Origin of the sequence: Chitinasiproducens palmae, from assembly GCF_900095735.1 — a bacterium.
GTDB classification, from domain to species: Bacteria; Pseudomonadota; Gammaproteobacteria; order Burkholderiales; family Burkholderiaceae; genus Chitinasiproducens; species Chitinasiproducens palmae.
This window is the reverse complement of sequence record NZ_FNLO01000007.1, coordinates 24,076-49,757: the sequence shown is the minus strand read 5'-3', so window position 1 is coordinate 49,757 and position 25,682 is coordinate 24,076. Positions and strand designations below refer to the sequence as shown.

21 protein-coding genes are annotated in these 25,682 nt (G+C 60.9%); 16 read left to right on the top strand and 5 right to left on the bottom strand.

The genetic code is table 11. From position 1 onward, the window contains the following. Positions 1 to 78: 78 nt before the first annotated feature. From BLU54_RS12555 to BLU54_RS23280, 15 genes are all read left to right on the top strand, one after another. Complete coding sequence (locus BLU54_RS12555; RefSeq protein ID WP_328586124.1) at positions 79 to 1,005, top strand: baseplate J/gp47 family protein; 927 nt, start codon at positions 79 to 81, stop codon at positions 1,003 to 1,005. A 1-nt stretch (position 1,006) separates the two neighbouring features. Beyond that, positions 1,007 to 1,783 carry a baseplate wedge 1 family protein gene (locus BLU54_RS12550; RefSeq protein WP_091908689.1) on the top strand — a complete coding sequence of 259 codons (777 nt, stop codon included), beginning with the start codon at positions 1,007 to 1,009 and terminating at the stop codon, positions 1,781 to 1,783. Positions 1,784 to 1,786: 3 nt separating this feature from the next. Continuing rightward, entirely contained in the window at positions 1,787 to 2,425 is a 639-nt protein-coding gene (locus BLU54_RS12545) for a hypothetical protein (RefSeq protein WP_091908686.1), read from the top strand. Positions 2,426 to 2,481: 56 nt separating this feature from the next. Further along, complete coding sequence (locus tag BLU54_RS12540) at positions 2,482 to 4,509, top strand: exo-alpha-sialidase (protein WP_091908683.1); 2,028 nt, start codon at positions 2,482 to 2,484, stop codon at positions 4,507 to 4,509. Beyond that, positions 4,506 to 5,408 (top strand): hypothetical protein, encoded by a 903-nt coding sequence (locus BLU54_RS12535; RefSeq protein ID WP_091908680.1) that lies wholly within the window; start codon positions 4,506 to 4,508, stop codon positions 5,406 to 5,408. The genes BLU54_RS12540 and BLU54_RS12535 overlap by 4 nt, the downstream gene beginning before the upstream one ends. A 14-nt stretch (positions 5,409 to 5,422) precedes the next feature. After that, a complete protein-coding gene (locus tag BLU54_RS12530; protein ID WP_139169675.1) occupies positions 5,423 to 5,932 on the top strand; it encodes a hypothetical protein in 510 nt (169 codons plus the stop codon). Continuing rightward, entirely contained in the window at positions 5,877 to 6,308 is a 432-nt protein-coding gene (locus BLU54_RS12525) for a hypothetical protein (RefSeq protein WP_211435349.1), read from the top strand. The genes BLU54_RS12530 and BLU54_RS12525 overlap by 56 nt, the downstream gene beginning before the upstream one ends. Positions 6,309 to 6,735: 427 nt before the next feature. Then, positions 6,736 to 8,736, top strand: a complete 2,001-nt coding sequence (locus BLU54_RS12520) for an exo-alpha-sialidase (protein WP_091908671.1) — start codon at positions 6,736 to 6,738, stop codon at positions 8,734 to 8,736. Between the two features lie 4 nt (positions 8,737 to 8,740). After that, entirely contained in the window at positions 8,741 to 9,628 is an 888-nt protein-coding gene (locus BLU54_RS12515; RefSeq protein ID WP_091908668.1) for a hypothetical protein, read from the top strand. A 756-nt stretch (positions 9,629 to 10,384) separates the two neighbouring features. Then, positions 10,385 to 10,819, top strand: a complete 435-nt coding sequence (locus tag BLU54_RS12510) for a glycoside hydrolase family protein (RefSeq protein ID WP_091908665.1) — start codon at positions 10,385 to 10,387, stop codon at positions 10,817 to 10,819. Continuing rightward, complete coding sequence (locus BLU54_RS12505; RefSeq protein WP_091908662.1) at positions 10,819 to 11,478, top strand: hypothetical protein; 660 nt, start codon at positions 10,819 to 10,821, stop codon at positions 11,476 to 11,478. The genes BLU54_RS12510 and BLU54_RS12505 overlap by 1 nt, the downstream gene beginning before the upstream one ends. A 346-nt stretch (positions 11,479 to 11,824) precedes the next feature. Further along, positions 11,825 to 12,208: a hypothetical protein gene (locus BLU54_RS23990; RefSeq protein WP_211435348.1), complete on the top strand. Its 384-nt coding sequence runs from the start codon at positions 11,825 to 11,827 to the stop codon at positions 12,206 to 12,208. Between the two features lie 403 nt (positions 12,209 to 12,611). Beyond that, positions 12,612 to 13,715: a hypothetical protein gene (locus BLU54_RS23285; protein WP_139169671.1), complete on the top strand. Its 1,104-nt coding sequence runs from the start codon at positions 12,612 to 12,614 to the stop codon at positions 13,713 to 13,715. 219 nt (positions 13,716 to 13,934) lie between these two features. Beyond that, positions 13,935 to 15,605, top strand: a complete 1,671-nt coding sequence (locus BLU54_RS12490) for a hypothetical protein (RefSeq protein WP_091908656.1) — start codon at positions 13,935 to 13,937, stop codon at positions 15,603 to 15,605. A gap of 560 nt (positions 15,606 to 16,165) precedes the next feature. Further along, the gene (locus BLU54_RS23280; RefSeq protein WP_139169669.1) at positions 16,166 to 16,483 is read left to right on the top strand and encodes a hypothetical protein; all 318 of its coding nucleotides are present in this window, start codon (positions 16,166 to 16,168) and stop codon (positions 16,481 to 16,483) included. A gap of 1,409 nt (positions 16,484 to 17,892) precedes the next feature. Here BLU54_RS23280 and BLU54_RS12485 read toward each other — a convergent pair. From BLU54_RS12485 to BLU54_RS24470, 4 genes are all read right to left on the bottom strand, one after another. Further along, on the bottom strand, positions 17,893 to 18,246 hold the full coding sequence (locus BLU54_RS12485; protein WP_091908653.1) for a hypothetical protein: 354 nt from the start codon (positions 18,244 to 18,246) through the stop codon (positions 17,893 to 17,895). Positions 18,247 to 18,397: 151 nt separating this feature from the next. Continuing rightward, positions 18,398 to 18,580: a hypothetical protein gene (locus BLU54_RS12480; protein ID WP_091908650.1), complete on the bottom strand. Its 183-nt coding sequence runs from the start codon at positions 18,578 to 18,580 to the stop codon at positions 18,398 to 18,400. Continuing rightward, positions 18,577 to 20,376 (bottom strand): FAD-dependent monooxygenase, encoded by a 1,800-nt coding sequence (locus BLU54_RS12475; RefSeq protein ID WP_235837936.1) that lies wholly within the window; start codon positions 20,374 to 20,376, stop codon positions 18,577 to 18,579. Before BLU54_RS12475 ends, BLU54_RS12480 begins: the two co-directional genes overlap by 4 nt. Before the next feature lie 165 nt (positions 20,377 to 20,541). Next, positions 20,542 to 22,299 carry a methyl-accepting chemotaxis protein gene (locus tag BLU54_RS24470; RefSeq protein ID WP_170845137.1) on the bottom strand — a complete coding sequence of 586 codons (1,758 nt, stop codon included), beginning with the start codon at positions 22,297 to 22,299 and terminating at the stop codon, positions 20,542 to 20,544. Positions 22,300 to 23,070: 771 nt separating this feature from the next. On the opposite strand from BLU54_RS24470, the gene BLU54_RS12465 reads away from it, so the two are divergent. After that, positions 23,071 to 24,855 carry a putative bifunctional diguanylate cyclase/phosphodiesterase gene (locus BLU54_RS12465; RefSeq protein WP_091908641.1) on the top strand — a complete coding sequence of 595 codons (1,785 nt, stop codon included), beginning with the start codon at positions 23,071 to 23,073 and terminating at the stop codon, positions 24,853 to 24,855. 52 nt (positions 24,856 to 24,907) lie between these two features. Here BLU54_RS12465 and BLU54_RS12460 read toward each other — a convergent pair whose 3' ends face one another. Further along, on the bottom strand, positions 24,908 to 25,660 hold the full coding sequence (locus tag BLU54_RS12460; protein ID WP_211435347.1) for a sulfite exporter TauE/SafE family protein: 753 nt from the start codon (positions 25,658 to 25,660) through the stop codon (positions 24,908 to 24,910). Positions 25,661 to 25,682 lie beyond the last annotated feature (22 nt).

The window sequence follows — 25,682 nt, the reverse complement described above, 5'->3', positions numbered from 1 at the left end:
GACGCAAATGCCACGGCCGTGGCGGTGTACCGCTCGTTCTCTCCAGCCACGGCGACCGGCGCGGCACTGTCTGCCAACGTGCGCCTGAACGGCATCGCGCGTGCGGCAGCCAGCGCATCGAGCGTCGACCTGACCCTCGTCGGCCAAGCTGGAACGATAATTTCGTCGGGCGTGGTGGAAGACGCCGCCGGCGGCCGGTGGTCGCTGCCGGCGCTCGTCGCCATTCCAAGTTCGGGTCAAGTCGTCGTCACCGCAACGGCGCAGACGCCGGGCGCAGTCTCCGCCAGCGCAGGTTCGGTGAACAAGATCGCCACGCCGACACGCGGCTGGCAGTCGGTGACGAATGCCAGCGCAGCGGCCGAAGGCGCGCCCGTGGAGACCGACGCCGCATTGCGCGCTCGGCAAGCCATCTCCGTCGCCCTTCCGTCGCGCACCGTGCTCGAAGGCATCATCGGCGCCGTCGCGACCATCGACGGCGTCACCCGATACCGGGCCTACGAGAACGACACCGCGGAAACGGATGAGAATGGCATCCCGTCGCATTCGCTGGCGCTCGTCGTCGAGGGCGGCGATGCAGTGGCGGTCGCGTCCGCGATCGAGGCGAAGAAGTCGCTGGGTGCGGGAACAGCTGGAACGACCATCGTGACGGTCAAAGACAGCTATGGCATCGCCCACAAGATCCGCTTTTATCGGCCCACTATCGTCAATATCGCGGTCACCGTTACCCTGACGCCCCTCACCGGCTACACCGCGCTGATTGGCGAAGAAGTCAAGGCAGCGATCGCCCAGCACATCAACGCGCTCGGCATCGGTCAGAAGGTGATGCAAACGCGGCTCTTCGTGCCGGCGAATCTGAGTGGCGCCGCTGATGGCCAGACTTACGAGGTCACTGGACTGACCCTCGGGCGCACTGTCTCGACCCAATCCGGTTCGGACGTAGCAATCGCATTTAACGAAGCTGCCGCGTGCGGTGCCGACGATGTGACTCTGTTAATCGCCTCCTGACATGGCCGACGCTTCCGAATACACCAATCTTATTACGTCCGAGCATGCCGACAAGCCGCGTTTTTCTGCGGTCGTGGCCGCCTTGTGCACACCGTTGATGGACGCTCGGCAGGCGCTACTCGATGTTCGCGACGCGTTCGATCTGGAGATCGCCAAAGGTGCCCAGCTTGACGCCATAGGCGCGTGGGCAGGCATTGAACGCAGGTTGTCCACCCCGCTGCAGGGCGTCTACTTCGCGTTGGACGACCCGGTCATCGGCCTCGATCAGGGTGTGTGGATCGGACCGTACGACCCGAGCGCGGGCATTGTCTCGCTCGAGGACGACGAATACCGCATCGTTATCCGAGCGAAGATCGGCGCCAACGCGTGGGATGGCACGCTGCCGGACGCGATTCGCGTGCTGGACGTCGTCTTCAACAACGACGGGCGAGCCTATGCGAGACCGGTCGTGACGGACGCCGGCGATCCTGTCGTTGCCTCACATGGGGGCAGCAATCGACAGCTTGTGATCGGGGTGGACCACGGCACTTACGTGATGATCGAGGACCACGACGACATGAGCGTGTCGTTCGTGATGTCCGGAAACATCCCGTCTCCTGTCGTGCAAGCACTTCTCTCATCTGGACGCATCGCGCTGAAGCCCGAAGCCGTGTCGGTGAACGGCTACTACCGCACCAGCCTGCAAGGGGGCCCAGTGTTCGGCTTCGATGCGCAAAATCAATACATCGCTGGCTTCGACGTCGGCGCCTGGCCCGAAAAACTCGTAGGAGCGCCTTAAGACATGGCAACCAATCAATTCAAACCGTTCGCTGCTGGCGCTGGCGCCAATGTGACCACGCAGGCTCAATACGAAGCCCTGCCCGCACTGTCGACCGGCTTCACATCGGGCACCGCCCGTTCCGACCAGGTGAACAAGGCCCTGCGACAGGGCACGACAATCGCCGCCACCATCGGACAGTTCATGGCCACGCGCGGCATCGATGCGCTCGACAACGGCGATGTCGCCACGCTCGAGAGCAACTTCCGAAACGCGGTCGTCCAGACAGTCCTCGCCCTCGCATCGGCCAAAGCGGACACTGTCTACTACCAGGGCATTCCGACCTCCGGCGCCGTGACCGCCTTCGAACGAACCCTCACGTTCAAGGCACCGTGCAGCGGCTACGTGCTGGCGACGCAATCCACGAACTTCTCGTCGCAGCAGCCAGGCAGCATCCAGAATTACATCGAGATCAAAGGCAGCGTCAGCGGGCTGTCGTCGAGCAGCGATCAGACGCTTTTCCCGATGACGAACAGCGTCACCAAAAAGGTGAGCGCAGGTGAAACGGTCAGTATCCGCGGCGCGGTGCAAAGCAATGGCGCCCCCGGAAGCTGGCTGAACACCGGCAACAGCTTGTCATACATGTTCACACCGGGCGTTTGATCGCGCCGACTGACTCAGCAAGGCCGCCTTCGAGCGGCTTTCTTTTTGGAAAAACCATGGCAGACAACGTTCGCTTGCGCGACTTCGATCCTGCCGGCGCCCCAGTGGCGGCCGGCAAGCTATATGCGGACATGGGTGCGGGCGAGGTCGCATTGACGCTGGCGGATCTACTGCGCTACCTGGCGGCGAATGGCGGCGGAGTGCTGCTGTCGAGCGGCGCCCCGTCCGCCGCAATGGGGCTCGACGGGCAGGTCGCGTTCGATCCGAAAGCCGGAATGTTCTACGGCCCGAAAACGGCAGGTGCCTGGCCCGCCGGCATGGCGCTGAAGTTGAGCACGGATCAGATCTCGGCGATCAACGATGCCAGAGACATCGCCTCGTCGGCCGCCGACGCTGCCCGCGCTACGTATCTTCTGGTGCTCGGACAGAACGGCGCGTTCAGCAGCGTGGACGAAGGGTTGAAGAAGACGAGCGCCGGACAGTTGTTTGGAGTGCTGTCGACGACGCCAGGCGCGTCGATTGACATCTACGAAAATGTAGATGGCGCAAAGGCCAATAAGACCGCCAAGGCACTGGCAGACCAAACCGCCGTCACGACCACGCAGATCGATGGCTACCTCGAAGTTTCCATCGTCGATAGCCAGCTTTATTCCGCATTCAAGTCCGACGGCACATTCGTTATCGCCGGATATGACGACGTCCAGGCATCGCTTGCCAAAGGCGAGTCGGCGGCCGCGCTGGTCGCGCCAGCCGTTCTCGCCAGCGAACGCGGGATTCAGGTTCTCTCGTCCGACGGTTTTGAGTTGGCACGCTTCGCGCCGGACGGCACCGCCTCATTCGCGGGTGTGCAGAGCCTGCAAGCAGCTCTCGAGAGCGCAGGGCCGGCCGCGGTCATTGCCAGGGCGGTGGCGCAGCAACGCACCTTCGCAAAGACGCTCGACGCGTCGCTACCGCTGACTGCCTGCCGTAACGACGCCGTCGCCCTTGAGTGCAACGCTGACCGCGGCTACGGCTACCGTTGCCCGGTTGTAGTCAGGCTCTCGCGCACGCGTGTGCTTCTGTTTGCGGGCCGCCTCCCGAATCCGAATCCATATTACGGCTCGGATAAAGGCGGGGATTTCATCGGGGCAAAGGTCGTGATGCTTGAGGCCAATATGAACGCTGACGGCTCCTGGGCGTTCAGAACCGATGAGCGCGGCGATGAGCGTGTACTGATCGACAACAGCGGCTTTGTCTCTGCGGACGGCATGCCGGCCGGCGCGTCGAACATGTCAGCCATCTTGATACCGTCGGGCGCGCATGCCGGACGCCTGCTGCTGTTTTACGCGACAAACAAGGACGATCCGTCGAATGCAAATACGCAGACGACGTACATGATGTATTCCGACGATCAAGGCGCAAGCTGGTCTGATCCGCGGCTCCTGACCGAATTCCAGGCTTATGACCACGAGGTTGTTCCTGCGTCCGGTCCCAAAGCGATACAGACGCGGTTCGGACCGGTCGCGGGGCGGATCTTGGTGCCGCTTTACGGTCCGGTCAACGGTCAGTTTCGAGCGTTCGCTGGTTATTCGGATGACGGCGGCGACACCTGGCATGTCTCGGGCCCTTCGCAATACGTCGCAACCGAGGCAGCGATCGCCGAAGACATTGACGGCAAGCTCTATATGTCGATACGCGGGAGCAGCGCGACCCTACGCTACGTCATGGTGAGCGACGATGGCGGCCTTTCCTGGACGCTCGCGTCCGACCGACAAACGGTAGCGGACCCCGCCATTAACGGAGATCTGCTGCAGGCAGCCGCATATCTCGACGCCCCGGCCAAACTGATTCTGAGCAATCTCGACGCCATCAACCACAACCGCGCGAATCCCGTGGTGCGCGTTTCGTATGACGGGGGAGCGAGCTGGCCCTATGCGCTGCATCTCAACGATGACCCGACGGCTTACGCCGGCTACTCCTCGCTCGACATGCTCGACGAAAACACCTTCGTCCTTGCCCGCGAAAGTACCCCTGGCGGCACTTACGGCAGCACGATCGTATTGACGAAGCTGAACATTGCGGACATTAAAGGCCAAACAACATGACGATCCAAATTACGTCAAACGCTTCGTACGAAGATGGCAAGTACTCACTGACCAATATCGCCGATATCGACCCCAATTATTACAAGAAGAGAGTGCTGGCCGATGGCGGCATGATCGTCGACCAGGCCGCGCTCGACGCGGCGCTGTCGTGGTTGCATGCGCTCAAACTCAGTATCTTTGATTGCTGGGCGGTCAGTGCCGCGTGGGGTGTGAAGAAGAATGACGATGGCACGCTCGTCAAGGTCTACTCTCTCGACGGCAACGACTTTATCCCGAAAGTGACGACGGGTAATCTGCCGGTGCTAGATACCAGCGGTGATTTTCCGGTCCTGCGCCGTAGAGCGGCAGCTGCCGGCACCACCGCGAGCGGCTTGCTCGTCTCGCAAACGCTGGCCAGCCTGGTCAGCGATAACGACTTTACCTTTGCGGCGATGCAGGCGACCGAAGCAGGCGACAACTTTCCGATGGGCTGTGGTCCGGCGCTCGTAGCGGGCTCGTCAACAGTCATCACCGGTGTGCCGCTTTCGCTCGCTGTGTACAACAACGACGTCGCACACACTTATGCAGCCGCGGGAATAAACAATGCCGCGGGTACGGGCGCGGTCCAGTTGAACAATGCGAAGTACGCCGACTACATGCCTCAAGTCACGCATGTGAATTACAAGACCAGCACGATGAAGTACTGGGCCGGGACGGACGGCCCATACGCTACGTCGAATGGCGCGGCGGGCCTGTACGACTTCCGCAAGAAGCGGTTCAACATGTTCTGCCTCGCTTACAACAACGGCACGGCCGATTACGCGTTAGCCACAAAAGGCGCTTGTCGAGAACAGTGGTTGATCCGACGCTCCAGCGAATCGATCGCACTCGCTCTTCTGTCGCGCATGCGGTCTCTGTAACCGGTTCGAAGACTATGGCCAGTCAAACCCGTGACTTCCACGCATACCACCCACCGCGCCCCGGCCGGCTCGCCGCCCGACACACGTTGCTAGCTGAAATCTACATGGGTTGGCAGATGATCGCGCTTGGCTACAGCGGCCAGGTCGGCGGTAGCGATGGGTCGGGCGTCCTGCATCAGGTGCTTGAACACCTTGGCATCGACGACATCTGGGGCTATTCGTTCCTGCTTGTCGGCGTCTTCATGCTGCAATGCGCGGCGGTCGAATTTGTCTGGGGCCGCAAGTGGGACGACCAAGCGATTCGCATTGCCTCCGGCTTTCGCAAAGCGTCATCGGCGGCTGCGTTGGTGCTGTGGGGGATTGCGCTCTATTACCTGTTGACGACCTCACTTGCCGCATTCAAGTCGATGACGATGCTGGTGCCGTTGCATCTCGGTATGGCCGTGTACTTCCTGTGGGAGAACAGCCGTGTGTATTTCTACACTGGAAAATGGAATGCTCTCTCGGCCTCGCGTCTTCCTTAACCTGTCAGTGTCATGCCTCGCCCTGATGTCTGCGGCATGGGCAGCATCGGTAGTGGTGGTTCCGGTCGAAACGGCCAGCGATCGTTTTGTCAAATATGCATGGGTCGCGCTGATTGCGTCGGCCGGGTGGGCCGCTTCCTCTTTGCCTGTGCTGGCCGACTGGGGGCAGGGAAATGCCCGGCGCCGCCTCGTCATCGTCCAGGGATTCGCGCAAGCCATGTTTTTCGGCTTTTCCGCTTTCTGGGCGAGTGCAGGCGCAGACCAGAATCTGATGGCAAGTTATCTTGCAACCGCGGCGGCTGCATACGCGGGCGAACGTTATTTCACATTCGGTCGCCGCAAAGAGACGGAGCCACCCGCGCAAGGCCCGGCGTAAGGTGCGTTGTAATGTCCGATGGTCATCGATTCGGCCTTCCGCTTCCACGCGCTAGCTTCACGTAAAGGCGGTGTGATGCCGTCTGGTCGATAAGCTTGCTACGCCGGGCTGACGAATTCGTCGACCTAAACCGGTACACGCCCACGTTGCCAGAGGCGCATCACCCCGCGGTCGGTGCTGACGGAAACGCGCAGTCGCGAACCTTCGATGCAGCAGTTTTAGTTCGGCCGTCACCAGCAACGATTCGAGATAAACATCACGGGTCAATCCTGAATCCACCCGCACCTCGCGGCGAGACTGCGGCCGACTTTGTCTGTGACGCGAGCGTACCTCCGCTGGACCGTATCGGCCGCCATGGTCGCAGGTTGTAGGCCTCTCACTAACCACGCTGAAACCGCCGGTGGGCGGCTTGTCTTTTGGAGACATCATGGCAGAGAACGTTCGTTTGCGGGACTTTGACCGAGCCGGCGATTTAATCTCGGGCGGAATGCTTTACGCGGACATGGGCACAGGCGAAGTATCGCTGACGCTTGCAGATCTCCTGCGTTATTTTGCGGAACAAGGTGGCGGGCTCGTGTTGGTCAATGGCACGCCCTCTTCCGCCACGGGACTGGATGGGCAGGTTGCGATCGATCCGCAGGCTGGCCTCTTATTCGGTCCGAAAGCGGGCGGACTCTGGCCTGCTGGATTGCCGTTGAGGTTGAGTGCAGAGCAGGTTGCGTTCATTAACACCGCAGTCGAGGACGCGCGTTCATACGCAACGTCGGCGAACGAGTCGTACCTCGACACACTGCTTGCCAAGAACGTTTGGGCAGACGTTGCAACTGGCATCGCCAACACAGCAGCCGGACAGGTCTTCGGCGTAATCTCCAGTGCCAGTCTCGGCGCGATCGACCTGTATCGCAACAAGGATGGTGCCGGCGTTGCCACTGGCAAGACGTTGATCAATGCCAGCGCTGTGACGCTGACCGAAACGCGCGGCTACATTGAGATGTCGTCGGTGAACGGCATGGTCTACTCTTCGTTCGCAGAGGACGGAAGGTTCACCATTCCCGGCTATTCGAACGTACAAGCAGCGCTTGCGAAAGGCGTTGCTGCTTCCGATATCGTCTCACCACTTTCTCTTGACGAAGAGCGCGGCATCACGTTTTGGTCGGCTGACGGATTCAACCTGGGAGGCATCGCACCGACGGGGCGTGTCACGTTCGCCGGTGTTCCTGATTTGCAGGGCGCGCTGGAAGCGTCGGGCCCGGCCGCGATCAAGGCTGCGAACGTCGCTCAACAGAGACTTTTTGCGAAGACGCTGGATGCGAGTCTCATATCGGCCCGGAAAAAAGTCGATTCCGTCGCGCTGCTGTCGAGCTCGGCGCGCGGTTACGGCTATCGCTGCCCATGTCTTGTTGGCCTCTCGGCGACACGGGCACTATTACTCGCGTGCCGACTTCCTAATCCCAACCCTTTTTCCGGCGTTGCAGGGGGCGACTACATCGGTGCGGTCGTCGTGGCTGTCGACGCCGAGTTGGATGCCGATGCCGGCACCTGGACGGTCGCGAATGAACGCGTCGTCGTGGACAACACCGGGACCGTAGCACAGAGCAACGGTTATCCCGCCGGCTCAGGCAATATTTCCTGCATCAGGATCCCATCCGGCAATAACGCTGGCCGGGTTCTGCTGTTTTACAGCACAAATGCGGTCGACCCGTCCCAGCCAGGCCGTCAACAAACATATCTGATCTACTCGGATGACGACGGAAGCACGTGGTCGTCTCCGCGTCCGATGACGGAATTCGCGCGCTTTGGAGCCTACTTCGTACCGGGCTCCGGACCGAAAGCCATCCAACTTCGATATACACATAAGGGGCGCATTCTTGTACCGCTTTACTCCGTGACTCCTACCGTTTTCTTCACCGGCTACTCGGACGACAACGGTGCAACGTGGAACGTCGGCGCGTCCATCCCGGCAACCTCGAACGAAACCGCGATTGCAGAGGATATTGACGGCACGGTCTACGCTACCGTCCGCACTGCAAGCGCCACTGTCAAATCCGTTTACGCGAGCCGCGACGGAGGAATCTCATTCATGAACGTAACGAACTCGCGCTCGTCCATTCCAGATCCAGGCGTGAACGGTGACCTGTTGCAAGCCGCTTCTCATCTGAGCGCACCGGCAAAGCTAATCTTCAGCAACCTCAATTCCACCGGGGGCAAGCGCAGTAATCCGTATCTGCGGGTCTCATACGACGGTCTCGCCACCTGGGACTACAGCACTGCGCTCAATGAAAGCGCAAATGATGAGGCCGGCTACTCTTCTCTCGACATGATGGACGAAAACACAATCGCGGTCGCTCGTGAAACTGCACCGGGCGACATTCTCTACGGCGCAAGCATCACTCTGACGACCGTCAACATTCCTGCCATCAAGGGGTAATCCCATGACGATTCGAATCGTTTCCGATGCGAACTATACAGGTCCTTACGCCCTGGAGAACCTCATTGACGCAGATCCCGATTATTTCAAGAAGCGCGTTCTCGCTGACGGCGGCACGATAATCAACCAGGCCGCGCTCGATGCGGCAATTGGCTGGGTACATGCCCAAGGGCTATCGATTCTTGATACCTTTGCCGCAAGCGCGGCGTGGGGCATCAAGTTGGATACGGATGGAACTTCCATCTTGAGGGTGTACTCGCTCGACGGGAACGATTTGGTGCGGTATGGCGCTTATCTGTCTCCCCAGCTCGACAGGACCTCCTTCTCCTTCCCAATCATGCGCAATGTGGGTAACAGCGCAACGTCAGGGTGGCTAAAATCGCAGGCCAGTGCGTATCTGGCAACAGCCAACGAGTTCTGTCTCGGCGCAGCGATGTACACGGAAGCCGGCGATGACCGGGCCATCAGCTGCTGTGCAGCGATCCCAGCATCGCTATCCAGCACGATCACGACCCAGCCCGCGTATTTGATTGCCCAGAACAACGATTCGGGCTTGAGCCGACAGGTCGCGCTACTGCGTCCGACGACAACGACGAATGCGGTACAGACCGCCACCAACGACTACGTCGATTTCCGCGCAATGGTCTGTCACGGGAATATCTCGGCGGGAACCAACAAGATGTTCGTCGGGAGCCAGCCGGCGACGTACTTGACTACCGCATCCGAGCAACTGCTGGACTACACGACGCTGCCGCTCGACCTATTGTGTCTCGCCTACGGGAATCGGAATAATGGCGTCGCGTGTAAGGGCGGTGTGCGCGAGATGTGGAACATCAAGAAATCGACCGAGCAAATCTCGCAGGCGCTGGCCGCTCGCCTCGCGTCGCTGTGACGGTAGCGTGCGAAACCACTTTTCTCAATAAATCAGCACGCGCCACCGCGATGGAACGTGCCCGCCGCTCGACGCTACGGCAGGCGCGAAATCGGTACGCCTTACCGCACGCGTCCACACGACGAAGCCCAACGGACCAGGTTGACGAGTATGCGCAAGTCAGCCACCGGACCGACTGAAAGGCACGGCTAATCCGATACTGCCACGTCCTCGTGAACGACGCGGGCGGACGACCGAACTGAACGGCTCACGCCGCCGCTTGATCCTTCCGCGCTGCCGTTAGCGACCAGTTACTGCGGCGTCAAAGGCCTCTACGTTGCGCTGAATCCGTACGCTCGCCCAGCCGACGACCGGAGAGACGCGGTCGGAGCATCACTCGCTATCCACGATGTAATGCCCGACCCGACGGATACGGGCGAGCTGACCGAAATAGCCGGCTATGCAGCATTTGGACGCGTGATCGCTATATCCATTCGCTGTACACCCTGCCATCACACGGCAAACACGTTCGTCCGATCGCGAATGACAAAAGCGTCGACGCCATGGTGCTGCCTCACCTCCAGCAAACGTCATCGCCGGCCCTCTGGCACGCCGCCCCTCATCTCGCTCTGACGAGACACCGCATGCGGCCGATACAGGTCCATCGCACCCTTACCACATGACCAAGCGCGCGACGTGTTTGCTTCCCCGATTGACCATATTGACCAGCCGCCTCGCGAGCGAGCGCCGGTTCAACATCAACAAAGACCACCCGCCATGACCAGCTACGATAAAGCGACGCTGCAAGCCGAACTGAAACGTGACGAGGGAGTACGCCTCAAGCCCTACAAGGATTCCTTGGGCAAACTTTCGATCGGCGTCGGCCGGAATCTCGACGACGTCGGTCTCAGCTCAGACGAAGTCGCTTTCCTCCTGACGAACGACATTGCGCGCACGGAGACGGCGCTCGACCGTCATCTGCCATGGTGGCGAACCCTCGACGCGGTGCGCCAGCGAGTCGTCGTCAACATGGCTTTCAATATGGGCGCCGATGCGCCCGGACGCGGCTTGCTCAGCTTCGCCAACACGATCGCAGCCATTCAACGCGGCGACTATTCGGCTGCCGCCATGGGCATGCTCGACTCGAAGTGGGCCTCGCAAGTCGGCTCTCGCGCCGAGCGCCTGGCCAACTTGATGCGCACGGGGGCCTGATGGAGTGGAAGGACATTGCGCATTCTGTGGAGACGGCCGCGCCATTCCTCGGCAGCCTGCTTCGAGGCCCGGCCGCTACGGCGGTGGGCAAGCTGATCGCCGCTGTGCTCGGCGCCAACGCAACGCCAGAGGACGTATCGAACGCGCTTCTGGACGATTCTGAGATTGCAGGCAGGCTTGTCGAGTTGCAAACCAATGCTCGCGCGGAATTGCAGCGGCTCGCGGTGATGGCGGCGCAAAAATCTCTACAAACGCAATCGCCTGCGTACGCCGCCAGCTCGGGAGACCCCCCCCGCGCATCCGACGAGTCGGCGAGTCAACCGACAGACTGGGTACGCCCCGGCATCACTGCAACGCTCCTGCTCGGCGCCCTTTCGATCATCATCTATGTTTTCTCGGGTCGGGCCGATGGTCTGCTGCGTGATGCCACGGCCAGCCTCACCATCGGCACAATCATTGGCTACTGGTTCAATGAACTGAAGCAGACACTCGCATTCTGGTTCGGCATGACCCGGGACGCCGCAGTCCAGGCACAGGCCATTACCCGTTTCGCGGTGGATCCGAACACCGTAGTCGTCGCGAAAACGATTCAAACGCTTAGCCGCCCACCTAGCGCACCCGGGGAGTCATCTTCGAGCAGCGAACGCCATGACGGTTGACCGGCTCGTCACCGCGCCGCTTATTCCGGAAACCTGCCCGAGCGCTGCCGCTCGGCACCGTCTTGCTCTCAAGAACGTCAGCGTTGAGCGCCGTTGCATTCGATAAGCGCACCCCGGGGATGTTCCGCTATGAGCTAACTCACCGCTTTCTTCGAGAAAGCTCTGCATCACAGGACCTGCTAGGGCCTTACGCGGGGCGGCTGGCGCACAAATATCTGTCCGTCTCAGCGCTCGACCGTTGCATTGCATCACCAGCCTTTGGACCGCTGGATTCGGAATCTACTTTCACGACTTCGACTGCCACCTTCATTCAAATCTCACACAGTCAATCCATAGCTATCCGCCCATGAAAATCTGCGACTACGACTGGGGCAAGATTGTCAGCGATCTTCATCGACAAGGGATGCAGCGAGTCGATATTTTACGAGCGCTGCACGGTTTGATCAGCGAGAGCACATTGAGGGCCTACGCAAGTGGCGTCCACCCTCAGCCCAGTCATTGGCGTGGTGAGCTGCTGTTAAATCTGTGGTGCGACAGGACTGGCGCAAATCGAACGGATGCACCCACGCGTCCGGCTCACATTGATGGCTACTGCGAACGGCGTGTTCGCAAGTTGCATTGCGATATGAGCGCTAACTCCCTTGCCACACTCGAGGCGCTTTTCCGACCGCTGCCAGACTTGCCGATCGATGCTTTCACTGATGCGCGCAGAAAACGAATGCAACCGTGAGCCGGTCTGCAGATCTTCCCGATCGCTGTCACCCACATGTCGACGAGATCACTTGCCGAAGCATGACTCGCTCTCGCCGTACACAGCAGCAGTGGAGGCGCCATTGTCGTTGGCAACGCATTTCGAAGTGACTCTCTTATCGGACGGCGCGCTCAAGAATCATTGAACCGTAACGGCGACCTGCATGAATCGCCATCGACCGAGATGCCTTGCACTGCACTTCGACATTCGAATAATGGACTGCCAGCACGATGTTTAAGCGAAAGAGGAGCCGCGTTATTGAAAAGCGGCGAGGACCCCTGGCTACGGATGCCTTAGATGTCGTGGCCAGTACTATGCGTTTTCCGCACAATCCTGCGTCCTCCCCAAGCGAAGATAGAGGCCTCATCTACGAGGTTTGATCATGAACTCTGAAAGTCCTCTGTCGGAAGTCGCATACAGCGGTGACGGTCACACGCAAACATTCCCGATTCCCTTTTACTTCGCCAACGACGCCGATTTGCTCATTGCAACGGTTAACGCCGGCACGATAAATAATCTTGTGCTGGATGCTGATTACACCGTTTCCGGAGCGGGCACGCCGTTGGGCGGCAGTCTTACAACTGCCGCTGTCTACGATTCAAGCCACCAAATCGTAGTCAAGCTCGCGGCGCTCTCCATTGAGCCGCCACATCCTTCCGGTTCTCAACGGAGCGCAGGCGCTCAGCGGGCGCTACTCGCTCGTCTGATAACCATGGTTCAGCAGCATCAGGTGGTCCCCGAAGAAGTGATCGGCTCGCTCGACGCTAATGGCGACGCGGTAGCGAACCGACTAGACGATAGACGGGCGACCGCGAGCGGAGCGCCGATTACCCCCGAACGGATGGTCGACAGTCTCTCTCGCTCACTTTCTGACAGTGCAGGCCTGAACACGCCAGAACCGTCGCCGGCTCCTGACGTCGGCACAGCCACGGCGAGCCGTTCGTTCGACATGCAAGCCGATCAACAGCGGAGCGACGCCTTGAGTGCGACCGATACGTTTGCCGCCGCTGCTACCATTGAAGGTGTTGAGCTTGATTCGATCGCCGCCCTGCGGGCGTATGATGGAAGCGCAATGTCGGCGCACGTCGCAGACAAGGCCGCCGGTTCCCCTCCCGGTGGAAAATCCGGTAACTTCATTCGCGACGATACCGACACCGGAACGACGACCGACGACGGCGCGGAATTTGTACGCGATTCCCTCAACCGTCTGTGGCATCGTCGGTACTCGGGCCCACGTCTGGCAAGATGGTGGGGCGTCACCGGCGACGGCGTCGATTGCGGAACCGCTGTTGCAGCTGCGTTGGCCGCGGGGCACGCGCGTGGCGGCTGCATGAGTTTTCCAATCGGCGAGGTGAACTGGGGCAATTACCGTCACAATTTCGTTACCGATGCCAACACCCGGGCGCTCGATATCGACAGCGAAGGTATTACGCGCTTTACCTTTGACAACATTGACCCGCCAGCCCGTCCCGATGGAGTGAACTGAGTATCGGAAACAGCTCTTTTTTCATATCAAGCGGCGGACTTGACTAATGGTCTGGCACCGCAGATTCGCATCTCGCGCCGCGTCGAGTGGAATTACGCTCGACAGCGCAACAAAGGTGGCACAGACCTAAACTCGCTAGACATCACTCACCCCACACCGCACTCCGTAGGTGCCCGCGTCTTTTACTTCCGTTATGTTGATCGTCCCGAGATCTGTAACGTGAAGATCAGTGAAGTCTACGGCGATGGAGTAGCGTTCCGCCAATGTCTTCTGCCAAACGCGGACGGCGTCCAGATGTTGAATGTTTCAGCCGGCAACATCCTTGCGCGCGACGGTTCAATGAACAAGGATAGCAACGGTGGCGGCGTGTTTTTCTGGGGGTGCGTCGGCGGTTCATGCCGCGACCACTTTATATGGAACACAAGGCGATACCTCGCTTCCGTCGTTTCGCCGGAAAACGGGCAACAGATTCAAGGCACGCTGTGCGGCTACATCGCGGCGTGGGCCGAGTATCCGGTTAACGTGAGCGACCAAACCCCTGCCCCACCGTTCGACACTATCGTGCAGGCACACTCGAGCGACAACGATCTTCTCTTCATCGATGAGAGGAATCGCATGGTGCTGTTCGAAAACGGCGTGAGCTACGGCTATGTGATCGGTTTGAAAACGGAAGCCGGCGCCTACGGCAGTGTGCGCGGTTGCATGGTGCTCAACGCTTATCTACCTATCTTTTGCAGCGGCACTCCGGGAATTTTTGAAGGTTGTTATGTAGATATGCTCGACGCAGGCAGCGTATTAAGCCCGCAGAAGGGATTCGAGTCAATCCGCGCGCACATCGTCGGGCATCAATACGCTACCGGGAGCACCGAAGGACCTGCACTTCTCGGATTAACCGTACGCGACAACTTCATTCATGCTAAGAGCGCATATCCAGCGTTCAGTTTCGACCGGGATGCAATGAACGTAACTGGCGGCATCGTGTGGTGGCGCGGTACTGTGGGCGGGGCACTGGTGAACAGCGCGAACGTTCCTTCGCGTGGCATGCGTGCCAATCGCTTGTCTGGTGTTAGCTTCCTCTACGGAGACAGCACCTCCGTCGTAAAAGAAACTAACTTTGCGAATCAAATCGGCTTCTCGTTCGACGGCAATGCCCTCATCAGCTATGCAGGCAACGCTATAAGTATTGTCTTCCCGAATGCCGGTGCTTTCAGCCGATTCAACGCCATGCGTGGCAATGCCTTTCATGCCGCCGTTACTGTCAAGAGTACAGCTTCGGATTTCCACTCGGAGGGGAATCAGTGGCATCGCACGGTCACGAATCCTGGCGGCAGTTGTCTGATTTTCGACGCAGGCGCAACTCGCTCAAAGTCGATCAATGACGTGTTTGACATTCCCTCAACGGTTACCGCTTGGCCAATCGACGCCACGCCGGCGCATCATACTATCCGCGGAGCCCGTTTCTACCTGACCGACGGCGGCGCCCCTGGCATCACGTACTTGATCCGTAATGTGCCAGGAACCGCGCGTGTGGGCGCCGTCTACGAAGACATTCATGTGGCAGGCGACAACCATGACCTGGCGCTCGTCGGCGCGCTGAACCTGACAGCCCCGACGTTCCGCAATTGTTCAAGCGACGGTGCCGGCTGCTTACTCGTTGCCAGCGGTACCACGTTCGGGCCAATGACAGTCGAGAATGTTCTGTTCGGAGGGGGGCTTACGAACAGCAGTTTCGCTAAGCCGAATACCTCATCCCGGCTCGCTTCAGATCTCGTACCGTACCCCGGCATGCGCTTGCCTCCGTACTTGCGTCCGGCGGCAGGCGGAGCAGAAGGGGAGCTGTATGTCGATGCCGTCTCGGGTTGGAAGAAATATGGAAGCGTAGGAATCTGAAAAGGGAAACACTGCCATGGCCAGCGCTAAGCGAGGCACCTGAACTAGGACAGACTAACGCCGGTCGGGCAGCATACGTGCTAGGCCACGGCGACTCCCCGTTTCCTTGGTCGCTCGCCGACCGGCCGAGCTGAGTCGTTTCGCGTTCCCTAACTTGGCGGTGTTCAATCTCACCGAGCCATATGCCGCAAAACAGTAATGAGTGGACTGGCCGCCACTGCATGCGGATGGCGCGTCGCCCACAACAGAAGCGCTGCTTCTTCAATAATTAGTCTGTCGTTGGCGGACGTAGTGCGAGCCAACGGAGGTACTCTAACCGCCTCGATTACCGCCGGTCCCGTCGATCGTTACGAGCCACCAATGACCGGGCGACCTGCACGCTTCCGGACGGATGGCTCGCTCTGAACACTTGCATCACGAAAGCATCGGTGCAGCCAACCGAGACCTCCTGTTTTAGCAGGATCGCCTGCGAGACCGCCCACGATAACCGGTACACCACTTCGAATGCTCCAGAAGTGTAAAACCACTGTACAAGTCCCAACAAGACATCCGAAAAACCAATGAGAGTGACCGTTGCAAGCCGTCAGGAAAGCCCGTACTGGGAGCTTGCCGCAATTCCTTACCGCCTCGCGCCTTCCTTTACATCTGTAGCCGACACTGCTGCATCCCAAATGCAGCAAGGCTCGCGCATTGATGTATTCCGAAATCCCGCCACAGGGTCATGCAACGTCGCAAGCGATGCTGCTTCCATCGACTTCATCCAAAGCGACAACGAACGAGTTATATTCGACGTTCCTTCTACGTCTTCGGACATGGCGGCGCTGATTGAGGTTCTAGTTCGGTGCGGCGCGTTTGTAGGAGTCGATGCGATCACGTGATATGCAAATGAAAGTAGTTCTATATACGAGGTAATTTGGGATTGGCAGGCAGGCAAAATTTCGATACTGACCGCGATTCAGCAATTCCGATCGCCTCCTGCCGAGACTTACGGTCGATCAGTACGAAATCACCCACGATGTTTCTCGTCGAGCGACGGCTGAAGCCTCGCCATACCGAAGCGATGCAGACGATGCCATGCTACCCGCATGAACTCATGCCCCTTTTGCATGCGCCGAAGCATTCCTCAACTGCGTCCGACACGAGGACATTGTTTTCGTACGTTTTCTCCGTATGGAGTTCCGTAGGATCTCCCGATTGCGAGGCCCATTCTATGCGTATTCACAGGGCCCTGTCCTATTCTGACAACGCTGAGCACGGTACATGCCGAGCTTGGAACATGACAACGGGGGGGACTCGCTGCGTCTCAGTCAGCGAATTGTGGCATTTGCGGCCGTGAGCAGGTTGAAAGCGAAACTGCGTGTAGCGGTCTAGCCCTTCCAGACTCGCAACGCAGCAGCGCCGTTCACGCGCAGATCATTGATCAGGCGACGCCCCTAGCATTGCGACCCGTATTCCCAGTGGCTGCGGAGAGGTTACGACCGGTATAAGTCACGTCTCGCTTCCTCCATGCACGCCGTACGCAATGGTTCAGTGCGATCGTCATCTTCTTTCCTGCCGAAGGTCAATTAATTGATGACTTCCAGTCGAAGATGCGTAGCAGGGAGAATCGGGACTCTGCCGGAAACTCGGCGCTCCCTGACACTACCTGAGGAGTACACGTCGCGCTGCGCGGTAGCAGGAGGGTCCTCCTGCGGTTCGCAACACGGCGAACGACCGTTTATCGTCTGTCACTGTAGCAACGTTCGTTACCTAAATTCATTGTGCGACCGCAGACAATCTCGCACGGAAAGCGACAGCTCATCCGATGGAAAAGACGTCGCGGACGCGGGGTGGCCGCTAACGCATCCTTCGCGCCGCGCTGCGGCTTCGCACACGCTCACGCCGATTTGAACCTAGCCAGCGCGCTATTCGATTGAGTCACTTCCAAGCGAATCAAACACTTGTTTGTGCAATACGGCGTGTCCAAAAGCGCACCCGCTATCGCGTAAGCCTCTGTTTATTTGTGATTAACCGGAGAAAGGTGTTAAGGTTCATAGCCTATCCGGGGTTCGAATTGGGATGGCTGTCCTTCGACTTGAGCCAGTGTTTCCGCAGAAATGTCCGACTGCCTTGACGGCGGCGGTCGCTGTACAACCCCCACACGCAACACGGGCAGAGAAACGGCTCAAGAGCAGCACTCAGGCTGCGAATGCCGATAGCGGCAGAAATCCGACATCCGAACCCGCACGCTCTTCTTCGGCGCTATGCCAGCGACCATCGACGACTGGACGCCACCATTCTGATCCCGTCACCGACACCCCAACCGCCGATACTCCGCCTCGAGTTCGGCGCGCTTGTCCACGTCTTCGCGCGGTCGTCCGCGGTAGGTGTAGTCGAGCCGCTGGTCGCCGATGACGGGAGGACGGGCTGTGGCCTGGCTGATCGAACTGGCGAGTTCCCTGCAGCGCGTGGCGTTGCCGTCGAGTTGCATGCCCGAATTGGGGCCGGTAGTTGCGCCCGGTATTCCGGCTGCGATGGCGGCCTGTTGCGGACTCAGATAAGTGGTTCGAGGCGTGTCGGGCGCACTACTCACGCGGCCCTGCGCCGCAGCGGTGTTGGCGATCAAGGCTAGTGCGGCGAGGGCGATCAGTGGACGGAGCATGATGGGTGGCGATCGTGACGCGTCGCGCGGGCGGATTGCCCGCGATGCAATTATTGCAGTGACTGTAGTTGCTCGAACTATCGCGCAGGACCCCGCGACTCGCAAGTGCCGAGAGACGCTGCGCGCCGATTCGACACCATTGCTCGGCGTCTTATTCCCTGCCCTTCGGCGTCGGTAGCGCGGCTTGCAAGGCAGCTTTCACGACGGACGGTTCGCTCTCGAGGATCAAGAGCATGGCCACGCGCGCGAGATAGAGAGATGTGCCCTGCTCGCCGACGGCGTCGATGTTATGGCACAGCGTGGTGTACGCGTCGTCGAGTTGATCGGCATTCATGATTGGGCTCCCTCGGCCATGCATCGCACGGCATCGTCCTGGAACACGCCGGCCAGCGCCAGCGCCGGATCGACCCTGTCGAGATCTCGCCATCGCCCAAGCACGTGTCCGTCGGGGCGCAGCAGATAAGCAGTGCCGGCTTTCGCGTCGAACAGGCGATAGACACTGTGGAATCGGTCATCGCCGCAGACTGCACGCACGGTGTCCGCCCCGTCCGCCCTGTCCGCCATCTCGGAACGCGTCCCCTCGGGCAGCACGGTGACGACGGTGACAGGCTGTCCTTTCGCTTGCCGGCCGGTAATTTCCCGCGACCAGCCATGGGGTAGATGCGCTGCCGTGCCGAAATAGATCAGCGTCACTTCTTTGCCAAGCACCGTGCCGAGGAAGGTCTGCACTGGGGACGGCGCATCGTTTGCGTCGGCGGTCACGTGCGCAAGGGCTGCATCCTGGATAATCGCGCCGGGCGGCAGTCCGCCTTCGAAGCCAGCGTTGTCAGCCAGGTTCAGCGGCGACGTGGGCAAGGCGATCGCCGCGGTCTGGCGCGGGTTGATCAGTGTGCGTACGCCAGGATGCTCGCCTGCAAGTCCCAGCACCGCCGTTCGCATCAGTTCGAAGCCACGATGCGGCGGCGCCATGAACTCGGTACTCTTGGCGCCTTGCCGCATGTTCTCGACCGCGGCATAGCGTCGTTCGTCGCTGTAGCTGTCCAGCAGTGACAGTGGCGACCAGCCTTGCGCGACGAACGCGAGTTTCCAACCCAGATTGAACGCATCTTCGACGCCGCTATTCATGCCGCGCACGCCGAAAATCGGGACGAGGTGCGCAGCGTCGCCGGCGAACACGACCCGGCCGTGTAGATAGCGCTCGAGCGTGAGGCACTTCGCGTTGTAGATCGAGATCCACAACGGCCGCCATGGCGCGGTCTCGCCGATCATCGCCAAATGGCTTTGCACGCGTGGCAGCACGTTTTCGGGCTTGACGGCTTCCTCTGGATCCTCGTCGGCGCGAACCTGATAGTCGATGCGCCAGACGTTGTCCGGCTGCTTATGCATCAGGATCGTCGAGCCGGGATTCGAGGGCGGATCAAACCATGCGTAGCGCTCGGTCGGACGTTCGCTGTCCATCTCGATATCGACGATCACGTATCGTCCTTCGTACTGCGTGCCGGACAGCGACAGTCCCAGGGCATCGCGCACCCCGCTGCGGCCCCCGTCGCTCGCGACCAGCCAACTGCCCTCGGCGACATAAGCGCCGGCCGGCGTCTCGATCTGGACTGCGACATGGTCGGACAGAACGGTCAAACCGGTGACGCGCGACTGCCAGCGTATCTCGATAAGTGAGTCGAAGGCTTCGGCGCAGTCAAGCAGCGCCTGCTCGACGTAGTACTGCTGGATGTTGATCATGGGCGGCAGCCGTTCGCCCGGTTGACTCGGCATCTCGAAGTGCAGCACTTCGCGGTCGCGATAGAAGCTTCGCCCGCCGCGCCAGCTCAGTCCCTTGTCCAGCAGTGCGCTGGCGGCGCCGAGCTGCGAAAAGATTTCCAGCGAACGCCGGGACACGCAGATTGCCCTGCTCCCTTCGCAGGTGCCGTCATCCTGTTCGATAACCACGGACCGCACGCCGTAACGGGCGAGTGTCAGTGCAGTGGTCAGACCGACCGGCCCGCCACCGACGATGATGACCGGCTGTCGCCGCGCTTCCCGCCCTTCGTGCAGGAACGGTCGCACCGCAGCGTGCCGTTGGCGCACGTATGCCTGCGTGACAGGACTGGCCTTTTCCCCCGAACACGTTTCCACTGTTAATCTCATTTGAGAACAATGGCACACAATGTACGTGGCCGCGGCGTCACCGGCAAGCGTCAAACCGCTTGCCGGCGCCTGGGAGAAACCCTGATCAGATGTTTGGCGGTCGCCTGCCGGCGCTCGCCCTTGCTGCGGGCAATGTCCTGGCAACCCGTGCCCTCAGAAGCGTTCCCAGTCCGCGTCGACGGACGCGGGCGAGTTGAGATTCGCCTGGGTTGGCGTGGCGCGCCGCACCGGCGCAGTCGCCAGACGCTCCGGCATGCGGGCAGCGGTGGCGAGCAGAACGCCGGACGGCGACCACGCGGAACGATCGGTAGGTACGTCGTTAGTGCGGCTCTGCGGGCGCGCGGACCGACGCGCGTCATCGTCGTGCAACGAGAACGTGGCCACGCCCTGGCGCAATTGCTCGGCCTGATCGGCCATTGCCAGCGCCGCTGCCGATGCCTGCTCGACAAGCGCAGCATTCTGTTGAGTCACGCTGTCCATCTGTCCAACCGCCTGATTCACCTGCTCGATGCCGGCCCGCTGCTGATCGGACGCATCGGCAATACCGCCGATCAGTGCAGTCACGTCGGCCACCGAGGTGACGATCTCATTCATGCGCGCGCCCGCCGCCTGCACTTGCCCCGCGCCCGCTTTCACTTCACCAAGTGACGTGTCGATCAGCGTCTTGATTTCCCGCGCCGCTGTGGCACTGCGCTGCGCCAGCGTGCGCACTTCGCCCGCGACCACCGCGAAGCCACGTCCGTGCTCGCCTGCGCGCGCTGCCTCGACCGCGGCGTTGAGCGCGAGGATGTTCGTCTGGAACGCGATGCCGTCGATCACGTCGATGATATCGGCGACCCGCGCGGAACTTTCCGAGATGCCGGCCATGGTACCGACCACTTGCTCCACGGCGACGCCGCCGCGTGCGGCCAATTCCGAAGTGCGAGCGCTCAATTCCCTGGCGCGTTGCGCATTGTCCGCGTTCTGACGCACGGTGGCGGTCAGCTCTTCCATGCTCGACGCAGTCTCCTGCAGCGCGCCGGCCTGCGCTTCGGTGCGACGGGACAAGTCGGTATTGCCTTGGGCAATCTCGCCAGCGGCCAGCGCGATGGCTTCGCTGGACGCCTGAATGTCCGCAACAGTGCGCGCAAGCGTGGCGCGCATCGTCTCCAGCGACGTCATCAGACTGTCGCGGTCGCCCTCGCGCACAGGCACGACCGTGCCCAATCGACCCGCCGCGATGTCGGCCGCGACCCGCGCCGCGTCGACAGGTTCGCCACCCAGTTGGCGAAGCAAGGAGCGAGACACCGCGACCGCCACCCACACTCCGACCACCAGCGCCAGGCCGGTCAACGTCAGAATCGCGAAGACCGCCATCCTCGACGACTGGTGTTGCTGCTCGGCAGCGTTGAGCGACGCATTGTGTATCTCGGCGGTCAGCCGGTCCAATTCCTCGATTACCTGATTGAGCAAAGGCATGCACTGACCGGTCAGGTGCTGGATTGCCTCGGGCTGTCGCTGCGCGACCGCCAACGCAATGATGTCCTGCGCCACCGGCGCGTATTGCGTTTCGAGGTCGACCAGCCGCTTGAGCGAGGCCCGCTCGGAAGCGTCCATCGGCAGCGTAGCCAGCCGTGTCATCGCATCGTCGATCGCCTTCTTGCCCGCGGTGGCACGGGCCACTTCATCCGGTTGCGCCGCCGGGTCGCTGACCATCGCGACGTTTCGGGCCGCAATCGCGCGCAGGTCGAAGCCCGCGCGTATCCGCGTTGCTAAGTTTTCCTTTTCTTCTGCATCGCTGAAGGTCTTCTGGAAGTGATTTTCCGAAACCGTCATCTGATAGATCGACAGTGCGGCGGTGACGCCGAACAACACCAATACGACGGCGAAACCCGAGGCAAGGCGTCGGCCGACAGACAGATTGCGAAACATGTGAAACGCTCCGAGTTCAGAAAGGCGCGCGCTGCGGTTCAGTACGCGCGAACATGCTTGCCATGCGGCACCGATGCGCTGTTGCACTACGCGCGATGCACAGGGACACCAACCACGCCCAGACGGCATGTTGTTATTGTTGATTCAGCCGTCCGGAGCACGGTAGCCATTCCGGAGCGGTACAACGACGAGTAACGCTATCAGAGTTTGACGACGCCCGTCCGCGCCCTCCCATGCAAGTTTCGCGCCCCATCCATGCGCCCCGTGTACGCGACCGGTGCAGTGAAGAAGATTGCCGCGACAAGCACCACCGCGCGACCGTTTCGTCGCCACAACACTGCAATCGGCGACGTCGCTAATCGTCGCCGACCCATCGTCAACGGATTGCCGATATCTGTTGACCTCTCTCATCAACGCAACAATCTCGGAGCAGGTGGACACACGACCACACAATTTTCGCTATTGCGGCGATAGCCTTCCCGCGCTGCGCCTCAGTCGTTTCCGGACATCTTGCGCGTCACAAAATGCTGCGGCGCGATGCCGCATGTTCGACGGCACGCCAGCCTTATTGGTCGTAGAATCATCAGATGAAAGCGTTGCGCAGTGACGCATCGGCCACCGGCGCGACCGGTGCTTTTGAGATGTCCGCTGGCGTTGGCAACGAGTTCCGGGATCTGGAGCGCACCCCACTCGTCGGCCCGGACCAATGCGCTGCGGCGGCACCGCGGTAAAGTCCGCCTGCCTCCAGACCAACATGTCGTTTGCCCCACCATGAACCGACAGTCCACGATGATCGATGCAGCGGCACACGAACGCGAACGCCTCGACGCACTCCATGCGCTGCGACTGCTCGACACGCACGCCTCTGAAGAGTTCGACCGGCTCACGCGACTCACCGCCTTCTGCTTTCAAATGCCGACCGCGCTGATCTCGCTGGTCGATGCCGATCGCCAGCAGTTCATCTCCCGTTGCGGCTTCGACGTCTCGGAGACACCGCGCGCGCATTCGGTTTGCTCGCATGCGATCCAGTCGCCCGGCGTATTGATCGTCGAGGACTTGCTTGCCGACCCGAGATTCGCTACGAACCCGCTGGTGACGGCGCCGAACGGTCTGCGCTTCTATGCCGGCGCGCCGCTGATTACCGACTCGGGCCACGCGATTGGCAGCCTGTGCGTGATCGACTACGTCCCGCGCACGATGACGCGCGAACAGGCGGAGCAGTTGAGCGCGCTGGCGCGCCTTGTAATGAGCCAGATTGCGCTGCGTCAGTCGGTCGGACGACGCGATGCGCTCAGCGGGCTACCCAACCGCCAGCAGTTCATGGCCGACCTGGAAGTGCTGCCGCGCTTCTACGCAGGGGAACGCCGCACCCTCGTGTTGCTGGATGCGCTGCGTATCGACAGCGTGTACGACATGGCACGCGCGCTTGGCATGGACCCGGTGGACTCGCTCATCCGCCAGACGGGACTGCGGCTGCGACGCCTGCTCGGCGAGGATGCGCCGCTCTATCACGTCGGCGTGGCGCGCTTCGCGTTTCTCACGACGCTGCCGGACCCGCACACGCGCAGCGCCCTGCTCGAACGTATCGGGACCGAACTGGGACAACCGGTCAACGCCGCCGGCATTCCGATCCGACCAGCGGTGCACGCGGGTCTGGTCGAGGTGTCGATGGAAGTGGACGCAATGACTGACGCGCTGCGGCAGGCGATGAATGCGCTCAGCGAGGCCATCGAAGCAGACCGGCCCTGGGTGGCCTACGACGCCGACACGGATGCTGTGTTCCGCCGCAGCTACAGTCTTGCATCAGGTGTCCAGCGTGCGCTGGCCAGCGATGAGTTTCATCTCCTTTATCAGCCGCGCGTGGACCTGGAAACCGGCCGCATCGTCTCGGTGGAAGCACTTCTGCGGTGGAAGCATCCATTGCTCGGCAATGTGTCTCCGGCCGAATTCATTCCGATCATCGAGCGCACGGCCTTGATGCCGTCCGTCTCGCAATGGGTGTTTGAACAAGGCATGCGTCAACTCGCGGAGTGGCGGGACCTGTGCCCTTCGCTGCGCATGTCTTTCAACCTATCGCCACGCGACTTCGAGGGCGGCGATCTTCCCCAAGTGCTCGCGGATGCCCGTGCGCGCCACGGTCTGCGTGCGGCCGATGTGGAACTGGAAGTCACCGAGGGTGAGTGGATCATCCGCAATCCATCGGTCGTCGCCCAGTTGGCGACGTTGCGCACTGCGGGCTGCGATGTCGCGATCGACGACTTCGGCTCCGGCTACAGCAACTTCGCGTATCTGAAAGAGATCCCGGCCAACGTGATCAAGCTCGATCGGTCCCTCGTGCATGATGTGCGGGCGAACCCGCGTAGCCGCACGATCGCCGAGTCGATCGTTGAACTGGCACGAAAGCTGGGCTACCGCACGGTGGCGGAAGGCATCGAGGACACCGAGGTGCTGCGCGACCTGCGCGACTGGCAATGCGACGAGGTGCAGGGTTATTGCATCGCCCGTCCGTTGCCGCCAGAAGCGATCACGGAACTGGTGCTGCGTTTCCAGTGCTGAGCGACGTGTTGAGCGACGTGATGGTCGCCGCGCCTGCCTGCAGCGTGCCGGCTCAGGCGGGCGAGAAAAAGCGCAGCAACAAATGCGCGGCGAGCAACAACAAGACGCCGAAGAAACAGCGTCGAAACATGGCCGCGCTGATGCGCCGCCGGACCTCCTGGCCCAACCACATGCCCGCCAGCGCTGGAACGATGGCGATTGCGGAACGCAATGCATCGCCGCCGCCGAACGCGCCGGCTTCGGCCAGACCCGCGCCCAGCGCGAGCGTCGACGCGGTGAACGCGAGTCCTAGCGCACGCACCGTATCCTCGCGCGCCATGTCCAGAGACTGGAGATAGGGCACGGCGGGAATGACGAAAACGCCGCTGACACCGGTGACGAGCCCTGTGATCAGCCCCACGACGGGCGAGAGCCACCGTTCGAGATGCGCGGGTAGGCGCAGCGGACGAGAGAAAAGCCCGTACAGCGCATACAAGAGCAACGCGAATCCCAACGCACCGCTCGTCCAGCGCGTGTCACTCGCCAGCAGGTGAGCGCCGCACAGCGTGCCGACAACGATGCCACCGAGCAAGGTCCCGAAGCGGCGCAAGCGGTCCAGCAGACCAGCGCCCCATCCGCACTGCCAGAGGTTGGTGAGAAGGGACGGCAGGATCAACCACGCTGCCGCGGCTGCCGGCGAGATCAAGGTACCGAGGATGCCCATCGCCACCGTGGGCAGTCCCATGCCGGTGACGCCTTTGACGACGCCAGCAAGCAGGAACGTTGCGCAGACCAGCGGAAGAACAGGATCGTAGAGCACGGTCATGGTGTTTTGCGATGGAACGTAC